16 protein-coding genes and 1 CRISPR repeat array are annotated in these 19,087 nt (G+C 42.0%); of the genes, 5 read left to right on the top strand and 11 right to left on the bottom strand.

Features of this window, described 5'->3' with window-relative positions; all coding sequences use genetic code 11:
- Positions 1 to 81: 81 nt before the first annotated feature.
- From cas9 to SEML1_RS01430, 5 genes are all read left to right on the top strand, one after another.
- Positions 82 to 4,101 (top strand): type II CRISPR RNA-guided endonuclease Cas9, encoded by a 4,020-nt coding sequence (gene cas9, locus SEML1_RS01450; protein ID WP_376754285.1) that lies wholly within the window; start codon positions 82 to 84, stop codon positions 4,099 to 4,101.
- A gap of 1 nt (position 4,102) precedes the next feature.
- Entirely contained in the window at positions 4,103 to 4,981 is an 879-nt protein-coding gene (gene cas1 / locus SEML1_RS01445; RefSeq protein ID WP_376754284.1) for a type II CRISPR-associated endonuclease Cas1, read from the top strand.
- Between the two features lie 2 nt (positions 4,982 to 4,983).
- Positions 4,984 to 5,304, top strand: coding sequence for a CRISPR-associated endonuclease Cas2 (gene cas2 / locus SEML1_RS01440; protein ID WP_376754283.1), 321 nt, complete (start codon positions 4,984 to 4,986; stop codon positions 5,302 to 5,304).
- Positions 5,301 to 5,990 carry a type II-A CRISPR-associated protein Csn2 gene (gene csn2 / locus SEML1_RS01435; protein ID WP_376754282.1) on the top strand — a complete coding sequence of 230 codons (690 nt, stop codon included), beginning with the start codon at positions 5,301 to 5,303 and terminating at the stop codon, positions 5,988 to 5,990. Before cas2 ends, csn2 begins: the two co-directional genes overlap by 4 nt.
- Positions 5,991 to 6,043: 53 nt before the next feature.
- A CRISPR array of direct repeats spans positions 6,044 to 6,739; the repeat unit is 36 nt; unit sequence GTTTTACAGTAGTGTTATATTGAATGGTACTGAAAC.
- Positions 6,740 to 6,822: 83 nt separating this feature from the next.
- Positions 6,823 to 7,662 carry a DNA damage-inducible protein D gene (locus SEML1_RS01430; RefSeq protein WP_376754281.1) on the top strand — a complete coding sequence of 280 codons (840 nt, stop codon included), beginning with the start codon at positions 6,823 to 6,825 and terminating at the stop codon, positions 7,660 to 7,662.
- A gap of 1,031 nt (positions 7,663 to 8,693) precedes the next feature.
- On the opposite strand, the gene SEML1_RS01425 is transcribed toward SEML1_RS01430, so the two are convergent.
- From SEML1_RS01425 to mraY, 11 genes are all read right to left on the bottom strand, one after another.
- Positions 8,694 to 9,647: a hypothetical protein gene (locus SEML1_RS01425; protein ID WP_376754280.1), complete on the bottom strand. Its 954-nt coding sequence runs from the start codon at positions 9,645 to 9,647 to the stop codon at positions 8,694 to 8,696.
- Positions 9,648 to 9,779: 132 nt separating this feature from the next.
- On the bottom strand, positions 9,780 to 10,559 hold the full coding sequence (locus SEML1_RS01420; protein WP_376754279.1) for a zonular occludens toxin domain-containing protein: 780 nt from the start codon (positions 10,557 to 10,559) through the stop codon (positions 9,780 to 9,782).
- The gene (locus SEML1_RS01415; RefSeq protein WP_376754278.1) at positions 10,498 to 10,806 is read right to left on the bottom strand and encodes a hypothetical protein; all 309 of its coding nucleotides are present in this window, start codon (positions 10,804 to 10,806) and stop codon (positions 10,498 to 10,500) included. Before SEML1_RS01415 ends, SEML1_RS01420 begins: the two co-directional genes overlap by 62 nt.
- Positions 10,807 to 10,863: 57 nt before the next feature.
- Positions 10,864 to 11,133, bottom strand: a complete 270-nt coding sequence (locus SEML1_RS01410) for a hypothetical protein (protein ID WP_376754277.1) — start codon at positions 11,131 to 11,133, stop codon at positions 10,864 to 10,866.
- A complete protein-coding gene (locus SEML1_RS01405) occupies positions 11,130 to 12,809 on the bottom strand; it encodes a hypothetical protein (RefSeq protein WP_376754276.1) in 1,680 nt (559 codons plus the stop codon). Before SEML1_RS01405 ends, SEML1_RS01410 begins: the two co-directional genes overlap by 4 nt.
- A gap of 723 nt (positions 12,810 to 13,532) precedes the next feature.
- Positions 13,533 to 13,715 carry a hypothetical protein gene (locus SEML1_RS01400; protein WP_376754275.1) on the bottom strand — a complete coding sequence of 61 codons (183 nt, stop codon included), beginning with the start codon at positions 13,713 to 13,715 and terminating at the stop codon, positions 13,533 to 13,535.
- Between the two features lie 152 nt (positions 13,716 to 13,867).
- Complete coding sequence (locus SEML1_RS01395) at positions 13,868 to 14,098, bottom strand: hypothetical protein (RefSeq protein ID WP_376754274.1); 231 nt, start codon at positions 14,096 to 14,098, stop codon at positions 13,868 to 13,870.
- 556 nt (positions 14,099 to 14,654) lie between these two features.
- On the bottom strand, positions 14,655 to 15,623 hold the full coding sequence (locus SEML1_RS01390) for a cell division protein FtsQ/DivIB (RefSeq protein WP_376754273.1): 969 nt from the start codon (positions 15,621 to 15,623) through the stop codon (positions 14,655 to 14,657).
- A 16-nt stretch (positions 15,624 to 15,639) separates the two neighbouring features.
- The gene (locus tag SEML1_RS01385) at positions 15,640 to 16,800 is read right to left on the bottom strand and encodes a UDP-N-acetylglucosamine--N-acetylmuramyl-(pentapeptide) pyrophosphoryl-undecaprenol N-acetylglucosamine transferase (protein ID WP_376754272.1); all 1,161 of its coding nucleotides are present in this window, start codon (positions 16,798 to 16,800) and stop codon (positions 15,640 to 15,642) included.
- On the bottom strand, positions 16,733 to 18,118 hold the full coding sequence (locus tag SEML1_RS01380) for an FtsW/RodA/SpoVE family cell cycle protein (protein ID WP_376754271.1): 1,386 nt from the start codon (positions 18,116 to 18,118) through the stop codon (positions 16,733 to 16,735). Before SEML1_RS01380 ends, SEML1_RS01385 begins: the two co-directional genes overlap by 68 nt.
- Positions 18,046 to 19,080: a phospho-N-acetylmuramoyl-pentapeptide-transferase gene (gene mraY, locus SEML1_RS01375; RefSeq protein WP_376754270.1), complete on the bottom strand. Its 1,035-nt coding sequence runs from the start codon at positions 19,078 to 19,080 to the stop codon at positions 18,046 to 18,048. Before mraY ends, SEML1_RS01380 begins: the two co-directional genes overlap by 73 nt.
- Positions 19,081 to 19,087: the final 7 nt, after the last annotated feature.

Below are 19,087 nucleotides of genomic sequence, written 5' to 3'. Positions count from 1 at the left end.
GTAGAAGTATAGCCAATTAAAACAATATTGTAAACCCCAAAAATAAGCGATATACTAAAAATAATTAAAAGGGGACTTACGATGAAACAACCGTATTCTATTGGATTAGATATTGGCACAAACAGCGTCGGCTGGGCAGTTATCAATGAAGGTTTTGATCTGCGCAAATACAAGCACCAAAACATGTGGGGTGCCCATTTGTTTGATGAGGCGCAAAAAGCAGCCACTCGACGGTCATTTCGCTCATCGCGCCGCCGGCTTGCTAGGCGAAAACGGCGTATTACGTTACTCCAACAAATATTTGACAATGAGATGCAGAAAGTCGACCCGCATTTCTACCCCCGCTTATCCGAATCAATGCTCCATGTTGGCGATAAAAGTTCTACGCTAGAATTAGACGCCAACATTCTATTCGCCGACCGCTCTTTCACCGACAAATCATATAGAGAGAAATACCCAACGATCTATCATTTGCGAAGCAGCCTGTTTCACGACTCCAAAAAACAGGATATTCGCTTAGTCTATCTAGCACTTCATCACCTTATCAAGTACCGCGGCAACTTTCTAATCGAAGGTGGAGTCGATAATGTAATCTCTTCGTTTGATAACCAAAGCCTGCAAGCCTTCATGGAATTTATCGGCGCGGACGACTCTACGGTCCAAAAGATTAAGGCAATTTTGCTTGACCGCTCCCTATCACGTAGTGCCAGAAAATCAGACATCATCAATCTACTACAGCCATCTCCTGACAACAAGAGGGCTGTCAGCGAAGCCGTCGGCGCAGCTATCGGTCTAAAATGGAACGCCAATAAACTATTCGAGGACGACTCTCTCGAAGTAAAAGAGGAATTCTCGAATAAAAATTACGAGGAGCAACGCGATGAAATTGCGGCTGCAATCGGTGACGATCGCTACGAACTCGTAGAAACTTTAGAATCAGTCTACCAATGGACAATTTTCAGTCAATTCATCAGAAAAGATAGCTGTCTATCCGACATTATGGTCGAGAAATACGATGATTACCGCCAAGATTTATCCGACCTTAAAGCGCTATTTCACGAATTTCTACCCCAAAAGTACAAGACGTTTTTTCATGGCGACGCCGCCGAATTTGAGCTATATAACAACCACAAGCGAAATCTCGATGATTTATACAAATCTATCAAAAAACAGCTCGGCGAAGTTGCCAAGGATGACCCGCGCTACCAGCGATTTGAGAAGCGGGCTGAGCTAGAGGAATTTCTCTCTAGGCAACGCATCCGAGATAACGGCGCTATCCCGCATCAGATTCACCAATATGAGCTTGAAAGAATCATCGACAACCAAGCGCAATATTACCCGTTCTTGGCTCAAAATCGCGATAAAATCATTAGTATATTCACATTCAAATTACCGTACTATATCGGACCGCTCAAAACTGGTGGTGATTTTGCATGGTCAGTCAAAAAGAAAGATGGCGTGATCTATCCATGGAACTTCGATGAGATGATAGATGATGAAGCTTCGGCTGAGAAGTTCATCAACCGAATGCGTAACAATTGTACGTATTTACCAGACGAAGAAGTCCTCCCTAAAAATTCGCTGCTTTATCAAGAATATGAAGTTCGGAACGAGCTGAAGAGTGTGACCGTCAATGGCGAGAGATTAAGTCCTGACATTCAGAACCGCATAGTTGACGAGTTATTCACCAAAGAGCTTTCAGTTACTTACAAAAAGCTCGTCAAATATCTCTATGACAATCAGATATACAACACTGACTCTCTTGTTATTTCTGGAACAGCCAAAGAGAAATCGTTTGCTTCATCGCGTAAGTCTTATCTTGATTTTACAAACAAAATCGGTGTTGAAATTACGCCAACCAATCAAAAAGCAATTGAAGAGATTATCAAGTGGATCACTTTGTTTGAAGATAAAAAGATTCTAGCTAAGAAGCTACGAAAGTATAGCAATATCTTTAACGAGAACCAGCTTCGCGCTATTTTGAAGCTAAATTATAGCGGCTGGGGACGACTGTCTCGCGAGCTTCTTGACGGCATTATCGCACATACGCCTTACGGCGAACTAACCGTCATAGAGACGATGCGCCACTCCAAAGATAATTTTATACAGATCATCCAAAGCGATCGATACGAGTTCAAAAAGATTATTGATGATATCCTATCGGCAAACCAGCACACCGAGATAACCTACGATGATATCAAGAATCTTGCTGGCTCTCCTGGCATCAAACGTGCTTTGTGGCGAAGCGTTAGGATTATTGACGAGATTGTCGATACGATTGGCTACGAACCAAAGTTGATTAGCATCGAGATGGCACGCAATGAAGATGAAAAGGTCAGGACCAAAAGCAGATATAGCCAGCTTGAAAAAATGTACAAGGAGCTTTACGGCAAAGAATATACTAAATCTGATATAAAATCGCAATTAGCTGATTATAAAGATAAACTTGATCGGAAAAAATATTACCTATACTTCCTCCAGAATGGCAAATGCGCTTATACAGGCGAGCCGCTTGATATTGAAAACGACCTCCGAGACAGTGAGATTGACCACATCTTGCCGCGATCGCTAACCAAAGACGATTCGCTAGACAATACTGTGTTGGTGCTACGCAAAGAAAACCAGCGAAAACTTGATGATTATCCTATCGCGTCCGATGTCCAAAACCATATGCGCCCGATTTGGATATCTCTCAAAAATACTAAGCTTATGTCTCAGCTTAAATTTCAACGTCTAGCGAGCCAAAAGCAACTGTCAGAAGACCGCGTTGCTGGTTTCGTAAACCGTCAGCTTGTCGAGACACGGCAAATCACCAAGCATCTCGCCAGAATGCTGACCGAAAAATACCACAATTCATCAACAGAGGTATTCACGATCCGCGCCGGCATGAGTTCTGAGTACCGTCGCATCCATGACTTGCCAAAATGCCGAGAAATTAACGACCTGCATCACGCTAAAGACGCCTATCTAGCCGCCGTCCTGGCTCAGTACGTAAAAATTCGCTATCCAAAACTAGATAACGCATTTATCTACGGCGAATACATGAAATTCAAATCTAAAGGACAAACCGATACGGATCGTAGCAGCTTTATCCTCGCGTCAATGAACTATGACTTTACTAATACAAATACCGGTGAAATTATCTGGCAGAGTAAAACCGCACACGATGTCATAGACCGAACGATGAAATACAATGACTGCCTGATTACAAAGAAAACTGAAATTGGCGACAATCAATTCTACGACCAGACTATTTACGGTAAAGATTCTGGCGCCACCATGATTACTAGAAAATCGAACCTGCCGGTCGATAAATACGGTGGATATTCAGGGAGAAAAGCAGCCTATTTTATGGTCATAAGATATCTTAAGCAGGTGCGTAACAAGGATGTTTTTGTAAACGAGATTATCAGCGTGCCAACTCAAGTTTACACGCTAGAAAAAACCAAACCAGGCTCAATCAATGAATATCTTCGTAAAAATTACAGGCAGGTTATAGTTCTTGTTCCAAAAATACCAATAAACCAGAAAATTGAATATGACGGCAATGAGCAATTCATCGTTGGCAGCAGCGAGGTCACTAATGCCAAACAACTGAAATTGCCCTATGACATCGAATACGCTATAGCAATAGTATTGAAACAAGGAATTCCGCATGTGACAATTTCAGAAGAACAGGCTGCCGACGACAATAAACTACAACGCAAGCGCAATAGACAAATAGAAAAAAGAGATAGAGTTATTAGCGGAGTAGAGAAGTTTTGGGGAATTTATGCCGAGAAGCTCGCTAATCAATACCAGCAATTTGGTGATGCTGGCCATAATGCCCAGAGCGCATTAGTTGAATACAGCGAACTATCACTAGATGATAAAATCAAAGTCATTGGCCTGGTCTTAAGAGCTACGCATGCTGGTTCCGATAGGGTAGATATGAAAGGCAGCGAAAAGAAACCTGTATTTCCAGAGCTAGGTCTACCAAACTCCTTTGGTCGTATGGCGGGCAAATCCCTTGATCCAACCAAGCTGACCTTCGTTTACGAATCTATCACTGGATTGCATTGTCGCAAATTAGACGGAAAATTACTAGAACGGGATCAATAAAATGTCCTGGCGAACCGCCATCGTCAAGAATCGCTGCAAACTAAGCTATAAAAACGACTACATGCTTATCATCAGTGATGGCAGCGAAAAAGCTCTTCATATTAGCGAAATTGGTACCTTGATAATTGAAAATACCGCTGTTAATTTAACAGCCTACTTGCTATGTGAGTTGGCTCGCTACAAGGTGAAAATAATATTCTGCGATCACCAGCGCAATCCATACAGCGAGATAATACCGTATTACGGCGCGCATAATGCCAGCAAACAAATGCGTCGCCAAAGCCAGTGGCCACAATCAACCAAAGACTGCATATGGCAGAGAATTATCACTCAAAAAATCATTAAACAAGCTCAAGTAGTTTATAAAAAGACTGCAAATCAAACAACATGCGAAATACTTATGAACTTTGCCACATCAGTTTTACCAGGAGACACCACCAATCGCGAGGCACACGCCGCCAAACTCTATTTCAAGGAATTGTTCGGTCCGCAGTTTTCGCGCGATAGCTCCAGCGACATAAACGCGGCACTCAACTATGGCTATGCAATTCTTCTCTCGGCATTCAATAGGGAGATAACCGCCGCCGGCTATTCGACAACCATGGGAGTTAATCATTGCAACGAATACAATCCTTTTAATCTCACCTGCGACCTCATGGAGCCGTTTCGTCCTGTTGTTGACCGTGAGGTGTATAAATGCCGGAGCTTTGCGTTTGACGACTTCTTCAAGAGCCGCCTCATTGACATCCTCAATCACAAAGTTGTCATTCTCGGCAAAGAACAGTTCTTATCAAACGCGATCAATATCTACGTCAAGTTATTTTTTAGAGCGATGGAAGAGAGTAGCGAAAAAGAGCTACCTGAATACGATTTAACATAATTATGAAAGTACGCTATATGAGAATGATTTTATTTTTTGACTTACCAATGGTTAGCGATCGCGAGCGCAAAATATACGCGACATTCCGCAAACAGCTTACCCGAGAAGGCTTTGTCATGATGCAACAATCCGTCTATAGCAAGCTGGTACTCAACTCCACCAATGAAAAATCAACCTACGACAGGCTAAGGAAAATTATACCCGATAACGGTGTCGTCCAGCTACTGACGATAACCGAGCGGCAATTCGCCTCAATGGAATATTTAGCAGGGGAGTATGAGGAGTTATCGATTCAAAGTACCGATAGGACAGTGGTTTTATGAATATTAGCATTTCAGGATTCGATAATACACTATTCATACCAAGCGATGGTGGTATCGCAACCTTAGTAATCTGCAATGACTTGTTCTTCAGGAGAGTTGTTGAAGACATTCTTGACGCATACACTAAGAAGGAAGGGAACAATCGTACCGTTATTTACGATAGCAACCACGACCCTCTGAATTTCGCAAAAGACATTCTGATTGTCACCGATATATATTCATACGATCTAGCAAATCGAACCATCACGGCGGTCCTCTACAAAAATATTCAAGACAACAGCGACATCGACGCAGTAAAATTAGCACAAATAGAGACAGGTATTTTGGATATCCTCGGCGCCATAAATACTGGATTCTCGCAAAATCTGAACTATCAAACAGAAATATCTATCAATGACCTCTTGAAAATGGCACACGTAGGACTAGAAGCCAACACAGGGAATAACTATCTTGATAAACTTTATGGTATTATAGATTCAGCGCAGCAATTATTATCAAAACGTTTAGTTATTTTGATAAACCAGCGCCAATTATTGTCGCACAGCGAGTTGCAAGCTCTTTTACAATATCTAGAAAACAATCACTTTTCAGTACTTTTTATTGAGAAAAACTGTAAAGACAAGTTAAACGAGGAGAATATTCTCGCTATTGATGACGATTTATATGATTTTAGTACCAATTCATAATAACAACAGGGTAAGCGCTATCACGTTCACCCCTGTAAGACTTCACAATTGAGGTTTTACAGTAGTGTTATATTGAATGGTACTGAAACGGACTGTTGTGGAGCCCGACAGGTTTACTTGTTTTACAGTAGTGTTATATTGAATGGTACTGAAACCACAGCGGCCAGAAGCTCTGTCCGACGAGCGTTTTACAGTAGTGTTATATTGAATGGTACTGAAACGCGGCAAGAATATTGCCGGCTTTACGTTCCGTTTTACAGTAGTGTTATATTGAATGGTACTGAAACGCCTCTTACGACAATCAATTCATCGTAAGGGTTTTACAGTAGTGTTATATTGAATGGTACTGAAACCAAACATTCGTTCAACGACTGGTGTAAATCGTTTTACAGTAGTGTTATATTGAATGGTACTGAAACATGTATGACAAAGACCGCGACGTAGGACTTGTTTTACAGTAGTGTTATATTGAATGGTACTGAAACCCAGGAGAACGTAAAACACGGTTACGAGAAGTTTTACAGTAGTGTTATATTGAATGGTACTGAAACATGGTATTGACCGTAGCGTTGCGGTGGACTGTTTTACAGTAGTGTTATATTGAATGGTACTGAAACAACAGAAAGGGGTGTAAGAGATGGCAGCATGTTTTACAGTAGTGTTATATTGAATGGTACTGAAACGCACTTTGACCTCGTCAACAACCTGCGGAAGTTTTACAGTAGTGTTATATTGAATGGTACTGAAACAAAGCGAAAAAGCTATCGTTACAGAAAGTAGTTTTACAGTAGTGTTATAATAATCACGGTGAGCTTTTTGGTATAATAAAGATATGACAAGCGAGTTAAAAATCAAACAAAGTGATAGCATTTTTGAGTCTATCAAGCATGAAGATAAGCAAGGTGAGTTCTGGTATGCTAGAGAGCTCCAAGGGGTTCTCGAATATGCAAAATGGGATTCTTTCAGAAAGGTGGTTGAGCGCACTAAGATTGCACTCCATACAACTGGCGTACCTGTGGAAAACCATTTTTCCCATGTAGGGAAAATGGTTTCGATAGGCTATGGTAACAGCAATAATATTGGTGACATTAGATTGACAAGACTGGCGTGCTATCTTATCGCTCAAAACGGTAACCCAACCAAAAAACCTAGAGTTGCGGAAGCTCAGAATTATTTTGCAACACAAACGCGCAAACAAGAAATTGCCGAGAAGTACCATCAGGATATAGATAGACTTGCGCGTCGGCGTGAATTTTCTGAGTCGGACAAGAGATTATCCTCCAGCGTTATAGAAGCAGGCATTAGCCCGAGAGGGTTAGCTAGAATAAAAAACGATGGCGACAAATCCTTCTTTGGTGGCAAAACTAATAAGCAGATGAAAGAGAAACTAAATACCGGAAACAAACCTTGGGCTAACAAAGCCCACAACGTTGTGCTGGCAGGTAAAACATTGGCGAACGAAATGACGGCAGCTAATATAGAGAATTACGGGATATCATCGTATAACGCTGTGCTTCATGACAATAACGATAATAATGACGCAGTTAGAACAACTATTCGCAATCAGCAAGGTATGAACCCAGAGGATTTTCCAGCAGCTGAAGATACTGAAAAAATACAGCGCCGCATTGAAAACCAGAGTACACCTAAAATTGATAGCTCTAACATCTAACTTATGCTTATAGTAATTTGGAGTGTTATTTAGAGAGCTGGTCTTTGTGATGTATAACCTTATCGCATGAGTAAGCGAGACTCTGCTAAAGCTAATCGATAAGCGACAAGGACTAGCCCTACCTATCTATATTTTGTCCAGCAACCAACAGGTTTAGAACAAATATAGAACATTTTAATTTTAACGATTTGCTCAGGAAGCTCAAACGCAAAAGTTTGGATTTTTGTAGATGTAAGTAGTTACAATAAATATATACATAATGAAATCTAATAAAATAAGCTTGAGAAAAACTAGCATAAAGATGGCAAAATACAAACAAATACGTGCATAAAGACAAAATCTCATACATACATAAAAGGCAGGGTAAATATAAAATAACTAAAAAGTTGTGAGGCAATAAATCTTTGGAATCAACCAAACAAGTAACAAAAGGGACGCAATTTCATTCATGTTTTGCACATAGACTTAACGTCGCACAATGTCCGGTGTGATAACCTTGACTACCTCTGTTATGTAGCGTCGTACAATATAGAATGTAAAATTTACAAAAATACTTGACGAATTTACAACCAAACGTTTTTATTCTTGCTGTCGATTTATTATATAGGGTTAAAATAAAAAACAATGTCGAATAGCAGGGGATTATTAATTTTATATTTTTAGTTGCTGCATAATCCTCTGTATTTCCACATATGTTTTTAATTTTGAAACCCTATAACCCGACCGCATAGCAAGAATAATAAGAAAGGATTTATGCTATGAGAATCAGAATATTCACAAACACAGGGCTGGGGATAAACGTCAACACAGACGAAACACCAAGAACAGAATTAGAACTATACAATCTACTCTTAAGCTGGTGGGAATGGCTCTATGGAGAGACAACACCAGACATGCATAACCTGTATCAAGAGAGCAGGGAACGACGTAGCCAAATAGAACAAGCAACAAAAATTTGGTACGAAATACTACAATAAAAGTAGGCGCTTGAGCAACCCGCTTGAGCGCCTTTTTTCATGCTCGCAATACGCCTAACGGCTAATTGAAGTACAAACGCTTGGTGAATGCGCAAATATATCCACGCCCTCGCGCGATCTCTTGCGCATTGCAGCCAGGCGTTTTTTCTCATCCGTAGAGGCTGTCGGAGAGACCTCTAATAAGTGACCCTGCACATCACGCGTAAGCGCAATACCTGAAGTTTTCGGAATTTCCATAACCTCGAAATCGTTAGTAACGCACTTAGGCATCCTATTCCAAATAAGCTTTTCAAGCCGAAACGCGAATATTCCATTAACTGTACTTTTCGGGCGAATTAAATTCTGAGACACCCAATAGCGTTTTTTACCGCCAAACTTTGGCATATCTTTTGTGATATATTTTGTCATATAATTTGCAAGCTTTTCGGGATTCTCAGTATCGTACAACTCAACAAACTTTGTAAAACCAGAACGATAACCAGTAGCATTATATACTTTTTGACCCGCTTTTGTACGTAATTTCGTAAGACGAAGCGCACCATTGAAATCAGCAATAAGAGCATGAAAATGCACAGCTTTTGGTCGATCAGGATGAATACAAGTTTTAACCTTAGCATTCACGCAATCCTCACACCGCTTATGATATTCAGGAACAACAAGATATTTCAAGTTAGGAGAGTGTCGACGCTGATTACGCAGCCAAACCATCATAGTATGACGGCAATACTTTTCATCGAAACGGTCACCAACTTTTGCAGAAAAAGTAAATGTACACCAATAATCGAACTTATTAGATAGAATTAAATCATAAATCGTTGTGCGCGTACGACGAATTGAGCGAATAATATCAACATCGTCGGGCTTATCTTTTCTACGACTTACGATCAACTTAGGGGCAGGGTTGATAGGGAATGAATTATGATAAATGTAGATACGAATCATATGAGGATACTCTTTCACAACATCTGACACTACACGAACATCAGACTCTTTACTATAGTATGACATAATTTATACCCCCAAATTAGCGTAATGAATTATAGACATCGCGTGTCTACTATGCACAATGTGTCCCTATTATCAAGTAGGGACACATTGTCGGGCTCGTCAAGGTAACCTTGACATCACCCGACAAATATTTTATCGTTTTAGCAATTTTCCATTTATTTCAATTTGAACTGGTTTTTCAATCGCATCGAGCTGGTCTTTACCAGATACAACTTTTTGATACGTATCATAAGCATTCCGTATTTCTCTTGTGTGAATAAAGAAACCAGTTTTACGTTTATCGCCAATCAGACGCCCGCTATAGTCTTGCTCAAGAGTTTCACCATCATAAGCTTTTTGGAGCGTCAGGACGCCCAAAAAAGTACTACAGACGATAACATTATCACATTGCTCGCGTAACGGCTTAGCAGCGCGCATAAATAGCTGTGACGTGCCAATTATAAGCTTTCGTTGCTTACGCTGCTGAGATATCTCCGTAAATACAAACATCGGAATGTTTTTCGAGTCTAACGCATTAAAATACGTATGTATCTCATCTATGATATAAACAACACCAAATTTACCATTATTAACACCAACCAAAACACGTTCAAGCGTGTACATTGAATTAAATAATACATATTGTTTTTTTGAATTAAAAAGGGAAGAATCACGTAAATAATCAATCGCGTCAACCGCCTCAAGAAAGTTTAATTTAAGATTTGAAACAATAATACACTTCGGATAACGCTTTTTTAATTTTATAGCGTGATATACCGCAGAAACAGTTTTACCAGAACCTTGACGACCAACATACACTTGTGTACCAGATGGACGGAATAAATCTTTATCCTTTCGAGAATTTATATCATCAAGAATTGTCTGAATCGTTATTTTCTTGGATTTGGTTAATAGAGGCAGATAATTGGGCATTACAATCCTTTCTGTCCAGAATCTCTTGCAACTGACTCTTAATATCTTTCACATCACACATCATATTCCAAAACTTAATTAAAACTACAAAAAACAAAACCAAAGACATCACACCCAAAAACAAACCAGAGGCAAGAATAGCAGGAACAAAATTATTAGACATATCAGCTTTTGATACGTAAGTTGTTGTATTAGTATTAGTACTTAAATCACCACGAATAGAGTTTTCAGCACTATCATACACCATATTTTGCATTTTTATTTTACCTTTCAGTTATTTATACAACTAGCATACCACAACCTCCTATCTCCATAAACGAATACGTTTCAAAATCCATACAGCAACCATATAACCTTGATTAAATAAAAATATCGAAACTAGCAAAGAAACAACCACAAAAACTAACGGCACACCATAAATATGAACAACAAAACCAAACATAGAGCCCAAGAACGTATGAAGAAAATCCAATACATCAGTAATTGCTTTCGGCATTGACGGAAGGGAAGGTAGAATAGATAAAATCCATTTCAAAATCGCCACTGCAACAAACAGCAATAAACTAACTATCATTTATGATCACCCCTCGCAAATGATATTGCTCGATCAACAGAAAGCATTGCTATAATACGACGGTATAACGCATATAACAAACCAAACACTGTAATTATACGTATAAAAAACACCGAGACATTATAAACTTGAGGTAAATCGCGTTCAGCAGAACACACAGACAAATGTACGCGATTATTGAAAAATCTACCGTTTATATCAGCAAATGGTATACCACTAGCACCAAATGAACAAGTATTAGCGGAACGTGTAAACTGAGTAAATAACTTAAAAATCCACTCAAATGGATACCACAAAAAACCAAGCTTACCGCTTAACGTTTTACCTAAATCATCCACCGAACGCTGTAAATCAGAAGTAGAGGGTACTATTAGCCACTTTATGAATGACAAAAACCAAATCAATGCATTACGCACCCAACAGCCAACCAGATCAACAAGCTTATCAACACCATACTTCGAGCAATCTTCATATTGGGACTTTGGCTTACAATAACCAATCTCATTGCACTCAGCGTCACGAGTATCGCCAGATTGTATACTACCATCAACTTTCAAATGCACATATGTCCAACCAAGTTCATAATCCTCAGCATATTGCTTACCAGCCATCTCAGCTAATGACACACTTCTACAGGGCGAGCCATTCAACACTTCTCTTACACAGAACACCGGCACATACTCAGCAGATATAACGTAGTCCATCTTTTTATCAAATGTATACGTAAACGTGTCATCTTTATTAGTACGTTGTGTATCATATGCATCACCATGAGTATCACACCTCGACTTATGATCATCCCAACCATCAGGACAAATAAAAACAGACCATAAAATTGTCCATTTATAATACCCAATATCAGAATCTTTTGCGACTTTAGGCAAATCCTCTTTATGATCAGTAGCCACCAAAGTCATACCATTCAAATCATACTTAAAATCAGGACGAAGAACTGACTTTTTATTATATGTCTTATTAATCTCTTGTCCCTCATAACCATCAGGATAATTCATATTTTCATCAGTAACATTAGCCAAAAAACCTAAAAAATGATAACCACGCCGAGATGAAAAGAAACGACCAGCAGAAGAAGTATCTAACTCACCAGTATTAGTATCAAATTCAGGAACTACACCAACCACATAGTCACGAGGTGGATCACCCTCACTACATACAGCCTTTTTACAAAGATAAGCTAAATGCGCCTGATAAACAGGCTTTTTATTACCCTTAGAAAATAACGAAATACTATTTTCATGCCACTTAAGAGATAAAGATTTATCTTCAGTCCAGTGAATAACAACCTGTGTAAAACGGCCGAAAACACCCACAGGTTCTGACTCGAATAGTGAAACCGCATAGGAGCCATTAGCAAGCGCCTTATTCCAACTATCATACATCTTATGATAAACATCAGATAACTTAAAATTCCCATAATCACGATTCACTATCTTAGACTCTGTGGAAAAAATCATAGGACCCCAAGAGTCTGTAACATCAACTTTAGGAAAACGACTATCACCAGTAGGATAATGAACTTCAAGATTCTCAGCCTTACGATACACTTCGTCATACTTACTAGCTGCAAACGATTCCTCTGAAAAAACCACAATAACGCTAGATAACGACAATAATACCGCTAAAGCAATTAACATACACCGCTTAATGCTCGTCATGATGATTACTCCTATATCTAGAAAATTCTGTACGATAACACGAATACATTAATATAAAAACTAACAACAAAATAAATCTAAAAACCCCAATGACAAGAAAAGCAGACAAAAAACCAAAACAAAACACAACGTATAACTGAGTAAATCGAGAAGTATAAGAAAAAGGGTAGGGGAATAACAACTTAAATAACTTAATCATGACGCGTAAACCTAAATTGATAAACAATGAATGCAACAATAACAAAAGTAATCACAATAGCTACTTTTTGCGCAAACGAATGTGCAACTGCGACATCCCACATAATCAGAACTTCTTTACAGCATTAATAGTAACGTGAAGTAAAAACGACAAAATAAGCATGAGACCAGAAAGTAAACCGATAATCGGAAGCATGTAAACTAACATTTCTTTCGTCAGTTGCAATATAAGATTAATAACCTCAGTGTTTGCCATTGTCCGACTCCACAGAGGACTTATCATTTTGAAAACGAGCAATATCAACACGTTGCTCATCTATCACAATAAGTAGCTGTGATAACTTATAAATCTGATAGTTCAAAATGATAAGTGATAATAAAAGTAGAAAACTCATTGATAATTGCTCTTTCTTTGTGAGCTAAATATCTAGATTTCTAAAGAGGTCAAGAAACAAATCATAGTTAAATTAATTAAAACGAAATCTAGATATTTAGCCCACAACGTTAATGTTATGGGCACACGGTTTACATATGACCGCGGGTGCTCTTGTTAAAGAGACGCATGATGAATTTAATACCAAAGACGAATGCCAAGATACCGATCACCACACCAATGTTCGCCGAGAGTACACCGGTCACCGCAGTGGTGAACGTTGTAATTGTATCGGCAGGGAACACAGCTTCGCCTGCGCCAAAAGCCTGCAACATATCCAAACACCTTTCTTGCGCGACTTAATGCTATGGTGGAGAAGCAGCCCGCCCTATCGCGCAAATAAGGCTACCCAGGTGTTTAGAGGGCTTTTATCCTGGAAGCCCATGGGTTGATTATTGTAAAAGAACAAAGGGGGAACATGATTAGATCAAATCATGGCATCAATTTCAGCCTTTCTGCGACGTTCCTGCGCAAGACCGATCAGCGCGAGTTGCTCCTTAGTGAGAAACGCCTCAAACGTGTAGGTATCACCAAATGCAATGTGAATTTGATAATAGGGATTATTCGTGCGCTTAGAAACTTCTTTTGTAGCCCAAACGCGTGATATTACAGACAACAAATTATCTGAATTTAGAGGGGAGTTAGTGCTTTCGTCCATACGAGTATTTTCATCCTTTCGTACAGGTTAGTTAATGATGAGGCTATCATAACACGGGATTTTGAAAGATGAGGGTTGTAGTGGAGTTAACGTCGCACAATGTCCGTTTTACGACTTAAAATATCGTGCAAGAATATGAATTAGCATCCATCTGCTGTGAGCGCTAATTTACTTTACAAAAAAAACTACTCTTATCTTTCGTAGGGGATTTACATCTCTATCACTTAAACATGCGCCAATACACCTAAATGGCGGCAGTCGCATTCAATTAAAATCATACGAGAGCTCTCATTAGAGTGCTACTAGTAGCACTCACAACAACATATAACATATACTTAGAAATTAGTCCTCGCATAAGTTATCCACAAAAATATCTGGTTAACGCTAATTTGCATTTTTGTTAAAAACATTCCCCCACTATCTTTTTTGGCTTTTCTGCCCTATTTGATTTTTATACGATTTTATATTTTTATATAGTTTTTCCTCTCACTCGCTCAATCACGATAAAACGAACAAAAATAGAACATACCCCAATTGGCAAGAGAAGCGACCTCTTCTATTTATAAAAAGCTCGCCTGCTCACCCGTACATCAAGATACGTTGGGTCAACTGAGTGCTCGGCGCAATATCGGATAGCGCGTACCGCATCTTCAACCTGGCTTGCTGCCGCACGATCAATCGACATCCTAACCGGATACCCTACCCCTTCAAGTTTCACCTCTATTTGACGCGTTGTACCTTCAGGTAAAATCACGCTTGAAACAGTATACTTTTGCGCCGAGAAATACCCAACGACCTTGCCGACAAATTCCAAAAATCGATTGCTTACAAGGACCTTATTTGTCGTCGCTTGAACGCCCGTACGGTCAATGACTTGCACGACAGGCGACTCGGGCACATTCCGGTAAAACGCCGCGCCGCTAGAGTCGACAAACACGAGAGTCGCACCCGCTTGCCACGACACAACCGGATGGCGCACGACGATAGAAAATTTCGCGCGTCCAAACCCGGCAAAGGCAATCGTCGGCTCAACGGACTGAACCTCCGGACAATCATGCTGCAGATAATCAACGAGGGATTTGACATCTATTAACGCGCGCAACCGCTCAAATGGACGAGCCGCGAGGTAATCCTGAATCGTCTTTTCATAACGCCGCGTCGCTTCGGTAGGCGGCGAATCAACACCAACAAGCGTAACACTTGGCGAAACAACTGATTGATAAAGTATCCATGCGAGACCAGCGATGCCCGCCAAAAGCACAAATAATCGTAATACAAGCTTACGACGACGGTAGCGTAATGTATGCGCTTGCACGCGCGGCGACTTAAGATCAGCGCGGTGTTCACTTGGGCTCGAAATTTCGGAAAGCAGACTGCCGGTCAGCGTGCGGTTGCGCCGGAAAGCATAGCTACTCGCTGTCGTTAAATCACCCGGCTGCGCCGAATCATCGCTATCAATTGCCCGCCGGCGCACTGGCTGCGGCGGGCGGCGTCGCAGCACGGCTTTTCCGAGTTTTCCTAGCATATATATCTTTATTATATCACTTACGCTTAGCGGTTCGGACGATCATCTCAGCCATATCGCGCGCCGCGTGCGGATGAGCAAAGGTCAAAAATGCGGCGCCCATACGCGCCATTGCCGCACGATCCGCGAGCAACGCTTCAATCGCCTGAACAAGCACCTCGGGGTGGTCGTCCAACTGCAGTTCATCAATTACTTTCACCGCACCTTTTTCCTCGTATACCGCTGCGTTTTTTAGCTGATGGCCGCCCGTCAGGTAGCCATTTGGCACTAAGATCGTTGGTTTAGCGAGCGCCGCAAGCTCCAAAATCGTCGTTGCGCCTGCACGCGCCACAACGATATCTGCCGCACCAAGCATATCAACCAGCCCGCTGCTAATAAAATCATGAATATGCACCTTGCTAGTATCATTCGGAACGCGTGCGCGAATATCGCTATATTGCTGTGCGCCAGTGATGAGAATAACGTTAGTATACTTCGTAAGCTGCGGCAGCATTGCAACAACCGCATCATTAATACGCCGCGCACCAAGGCCGCCGCCTGTCACAACAACAAGCGGCCGCGTAGGATCAAATCCAAGCTTTACTTTGACGTCACGCCGCCGCTCATCGCTATACGGCACAAAATCTTCCATAATTGGCACACCAACATACTGCGAGATCTCGCGCGGGTATGGGTAGAATTTTAGCGGCGCACCCGTACCAATTGCGTCCGCCCAACGCGCCAAAACGCGATTCGTCAAGCCGGGGTGCGCATCAGAGTCGTGAATAACAAGCGGAATCCTCAGTGCATGCGCCGCCAAACCAACCGGCAAACACACGTACCCGCCTTTCGTAAAAACGACGTCCGGACGCCACGCGATTAGCTTACATAGACACTGCACAAACCCAACACCCACCTTAACCGCATCGATGATATTAGGCAGCGTAATCGTACGAAACTTCATCAACTGCTGCCACCACTTCAAGTGATGATACCGGCGCAACTTACCGCTCACGATTGTATCAACACGAATTGAATCATCGTACCCGCCCATGACAGTACGCGCTTGTTTTTCAAATGCATGGTCAACCCAGAATCGAACCTCCGTGTCTGGTTCTATTTTCCGCAATTCACGCAATACTGCGACGACCGGCGTAACGTGTCCGCCCGACCCGCCGCCTGCTGCCAAAATCCGCACGAGCGTCCTCCTTCATGTTAACTGACTTATGATTAGTATACCGCGAAAGTTGAAACACGACACCCAGCGCGCCGCTCATAAAAATCATACTCGTTCCGCCAAAACTAAGCAGCGGCAACGTAATACCTGTGAGAGGAATCAGCCCGATCATTGAAGCAACGTTCATTACAACGTGTGCAAGCAGCCAGCCAAACACGCCTGCTGCCGCGATCCGCATAGACATATCGGGGAGCTGGTCGGCAATGCGCAAGATGCGGAATAACAAAATACCAAATAACCCGATGATACAAACTGTGCCGGCAAACCCAAAGATCTCGCCCATAATTGCAAAAATCGAGTCATTGACCGCCTCGGGTAAATATCCAGTCGCCTGGATACTCTTGCCAATCCCACGCCCGAGCAACCCGCCCGTTCCTAGAGCAATCATCGCGTTTTTGATGTGATAGTTATTATCGCGTTCATCTGCTGCAGCAACATCGTTGCTCGAGCTAAAGAATGTGCCGATGCGCTCCATGCGGTGCGGCGACGACACGACCAGCACAAGCCCCACAACAACGCCAACGCCTGCAATTTTTACCAGGATCTGCCAATTCATCGTACTAACAATGAACATCGATACGACCGTTGCTGCAATCGCCACGCCTGTGCCCATGTCTTTCTGAACAACAACGACGATAAACAGCAATAACGCCAATAGTCCCGCCATCGGATAAACTGTTTCTCTCGGATTGTTAATTTTGCCCTGCTGGTAACGGTTGCCTAGGAACACTGCCATGAATATAACGACGGCAAACTTCATCAGCTCAGACGGCTGGAATCCGCCGAAGCTGCCAAAGTTAAACCAACGATACGCGCCGAGCGTTGCCTGCGCGAGCGTATCAATATGCGCAACGTTTCCCACCAAAAACAGTAATACGGACGCAATAAGTGCCGCAGCCATAAACTTTCCCGCTTGATTTTTTAGCACCGAGAACGGCACAAACGCCAATACGACAAACGCAGCAAGCGCAATGAGCAAACTAGCGAATTGTTTAACTGCAAAGTATGTCGCCGAATACGAGCCATTATACGCCGCATTCATTACATTGGCGCGCTGCGGACCAATCGCATACATCACAACCAAACCAATGAGCATCAGCACGCCCATGCACATGACGATCATATAGTCGGGACGATGCCGCCGCTGTCTTTGACGGTTCGTACGAGCACGCACCGTTTCTCGGCGTGATGAGACTAGGCCACCGCTCACGATGTAATATGCCCTCCGCTCAGCGCCATCAGCATGCCAATAAACGCCGCCACGCCAGCAATCACCCAAAAGCGCATCGTAACTTTTACTTCCGGCCAGCCTGTCGCTTCTAGGTGATGATGAATCGGCGCTGAGATGAATATCTTACGATGAAATAGTTTCTTGCTGATGATTTGTAGTAAACTTGAACCAGCCTCAACAACAAACAAAACCCCGATAATCGGCAGCAAGAACAACGTATTCGTCATCATCGCAACAACACCTAAGCTTGTCCCAAATGCAAAGCTGCCAACATCGCCCATGAAAAACCGCGCCGGGTAAATATTAAACCACAGGTAGCTCAGTAATGCGCCTACTACCGTAAAGCAGAATCCCGCTAGCTTAATATGCCCCTGCAGTAGCGCAATTACACCAAACGCTGAAAAAGACATCACCAACAACCCGCCCGCCAGTCCATCAAGTCCGTCGCTGATATTCACCGCATTACCCGTTGACACCACCGCCAATACGAAAAAGAAAATAATCCACGCGCCGACTTGCCACTCGCCAAGATACGGTATATGGATCGTATTGTAGCCAAGCTTTGTGTAGAAGAACCAGCCGAGCACAATACTCATTGCAGTAATCATCGCGAACTTTACCCAGCTGCGCAGTCCGGCATCTTTACGATTCGAGCCGAACACATTGAGCACATCATCAATCAGCCCGACAAATGCTCCACCAAGCAATGCCGCGAGCGGCAGCCAAGTTTGTGCCCGGTCAAGGTTGCGCGCCAACGTAATCGCCGTAATGGCGACCACCGCGATAGTGCCCGCCATTGTCGGAACGTGCCGCGCAATTTTCTCTTTGTGCAGTATATTAAAAATCTTTAGCCGCTCCCCTGTTACTGCTGCGCTGCGCTGCGTTTTCCAGAATTTATATTTATATGCGAAATGCGTATAAACCGGCGTTAATATCATTGCCAACAAGAACGCCGCCACGCTCAACGCGAAAGTTTGATTCAATTCATTCGAGAAATTTACGATCGTCATACTATCC

This window comes from Candidatus Saccharimonadaceae bacterium ML1 (assembly GCA_030253535.1).
GTDB lineage: Bacteria > Patescibacteriota > Saccharimonadia > Saccharimonadales > Saccharimonadaceae > Saccharimonas > Saccharimonas epibionticum.
This window is presented reverse-complemented; position numbering and strand designations above follow the sequence as displayed.

Coding starts and splice junctions, on each gene's coding strand:
- cas9 (WP_376754285.1), top strand. CDS start 82: ATGAAACAACCGTATTCTATTGGATTAGATATTGGCACAAACAGCGTC.
- cas1 (WP_376754284.1), top strand. CDS start 4,103: ATGTCCTGGCGAACCGCCATCGTCAAGAATCGCTGCAAACTAAGCTAT.
- cas2 (WP_376754283.1), top strand. CDS start 4,984: ATGAAAGTACGCTATATGAGAATGATTTTATTTTTTGACTTACCAATG.
- csn2 (WP_376754282.1), top strand. CDS start 5,301: ATGAATATTAGCATTTCAGGATTCGATAATACACTATTCATACCAAGC.
- SEML1_RS01430 (WP_376754281.1), top strand. CDS start 6,823: ATGACAAGCGAGTTAAAAATCAAACAAAGTGATAGCATTTTTGAGTCT.
- SEML1_RS01425 (WP_376754280.1), bottom strand. CDS start 9,647: ATGTCATACTATAGTAAAGAGTCTGATGTTCGTGTAGTGTCAGATGTT.
- SEML1_RS01420 (WP_376754279.1), bottom strand. CDS start 10,559: ATGCCCAATTATCTGCCTCTATTAACCAAATCCAAGAAAATAACGATT.
- SEML1_RS01415 (WP_376754278.1), bottom strand. CDS start 10,806: ATGGTGTATGATAGTGCTGAAAACTCTATTCGTGGTGATTTAAGTACT.
- SEML1_RS01410 (WP_376754277.1), bottom strand. CDS start 11,133: ATGATAGTTAGTTTATTGCTGTTTGTTGCAGTGGCGATTTTGAAATGG.
- SEML1_RS01405 (WP_376754276.1), bottom strand. CDS start 12,809: ATGACGAGCATTAAGCGGTGTATGTTAATTGCTTTAGCGGTATTATTG.
- SEML1_RS01400 (WP_376754275.1), bottom strand. CDS start 13,715: ATGTTGCAGGCTTTTGGCGCAGGCGAAGCTGTGTTCCCTGCCGATACA.
- SEML1_RS01395 (WP_376754274.1), bottom strand. CDS start 14,098: ATGGACGAAAGCACTAACTCCCCTCTAAATTCAGATAATTTGTTGTCT.
- SEML1_RS01390 (WP_376754273.1), bottom strand. CDS start 15,623: ATGCTAGGAAAACTCGGAAAAGCCGTGCTGCGACGCCGCCCGCCGCAG.
- mraY (WP_376754270.1), bottom strand. CDS start 19,080: ATGACGATCGTAAATTTCTCGAATGAATTGAATCAAACTTTCGCGTTG.